Consider the following 901-nt stretch of genomic DNA (forward strand, 5'->3'; position numbering starts at 1 on the left):
ATGGTGCGGTCGAGAGGACTTGAACCTCCACGGTGTTAACCACCACTAGGCCCTCAACCTAGCGCGTCTACCGATTCCGCCACGACCGCGTATTAAAATGGAGCGGAAGACGGGATTCGAACCCGCGACCCCGACCTTGGCAAGGTCGTATTCTACCACTGAACTACTTCCGCATAAGTATTTAGAGATGCGGGTGAAGGGACTCGAACCCCCACGTCAAAGACACTAGATCCTAAGTCTAGCGCGTCTACCAATTCCGCCACACCCGCACGTGAAATTACGTATTAAATAAAAAATAATGAGAAAATGGTGAGCCATGCAGGGCTCGAACCTGCGACCCTCTGATTAAAAGTCAGATGCTCTACCAACTGAGCTAATGGCTCATTAAATTTTAATGGGGCGGCTGAAGGGAATTGAACCCTCGAATGCCGGAATCACAATCCGGTGCGTTAACCACTTCGCCACAACCGCCATGAAAAAATGGTGCCGGCGAAAGGATTCGAACCCTCGACCCTCTGATTACAAGTCAGATGCTCTACCAACTGAGCTACACCGGCGTGTTATATGGTGGCTTTGGACGGAATCGAACCGCCGACACAAGGATTTTCAGTCCTTTGCTCTACCAACTGAGCTACAAAGCCATACGTATTAAATTAAAAATGGCGGTCTCGACGGGATTCGAACCCGCGATCTTCTGCGTGACAGGCAGACATGTTAACCCCTACACCACGAGACCGTTTTTAAGTTGTGTCGACTTCACCTATTTTAAAGGTCATTTTATGTAAAGTCAATAACTTTTTTAAAAAAATAAAGCCTGGCAACGTCCTATCCTCACAGGGGGAGATCCCCCAACTACTTTCGGCGCTGAGACGCTTAACTTCCGTGTTCGGCATGGGAACGG

8 tRNA genes and 1 rRNA gene are annotated in these 901 nt (G+C 49.1%); all 9 read right to left on the reverse strand.

What is annotated here, in order from left to right:
- Position 1: 1 nt before the first annotated feature.
- Positions 2-89: transfer RNA gene (locus KNO94_RS15075), tRNA-Leu, on the reverse strand.
- 9 nt (positions 90-98) lie between these two features.
- A tRNA-Gly gene (locus tag KNO94_RS15080) sits at positions 99-173 on the reverse strand.
- 15 nt (positions 174-188) lie between these two features.
- Positions 189-269 (reverse strand) — tRNA-Leu (locus tag KNO94_RS15085).
- A 38-nt stretch (positions 270-307) separates the two neighbouring features.
- Positions 308-383 (reverse strand) — tRNA-Lys (locus KNO94_RS15090).
- A 12-nt stretch (positions 384-395) separates the two neighbouring features.
- Positions 396-471, reverse strand: a tRNA-His gene (locus tag KNO94_RS15095).
- Between the two features lie 10 nt (positions 472-481).
- Positions 482-557: transfer RNA gene (locus KNO94_RS15100), tRNA-Thr, on the reverse strand.
- Positions 558-565: 8 nt separating this feature from the next.
- A tRNA-Phe gene (locus KNO94_RS15105) sits at positions 566-641 on the reverse strand.
- Between the two features lie 19 nt (positions 642-660).
- A tRNA-Asp gene (locus KNO94_RS15110) sits at positions 661-736 on the reverse strand.
- Between the two features lie 76 nt (positions 737-812).
- Positions 813-901: ribosomal RNA gene (gene rrf / locus KNO94_RS15115) — 5S ribosomal RNA — on the reverse strand; the annotation flags it as partial.

Origin of the sequence: Exiguobacterium sp. s22 (assembly GCF_018617455.1) — a bacterium.
In the GTDB taxonomy this organism is placed as follows: Bacteria; Bacillota; Bacilli; order Exiguobacteriales; family Exiguobacteriaceae; genus Exiguobacterium.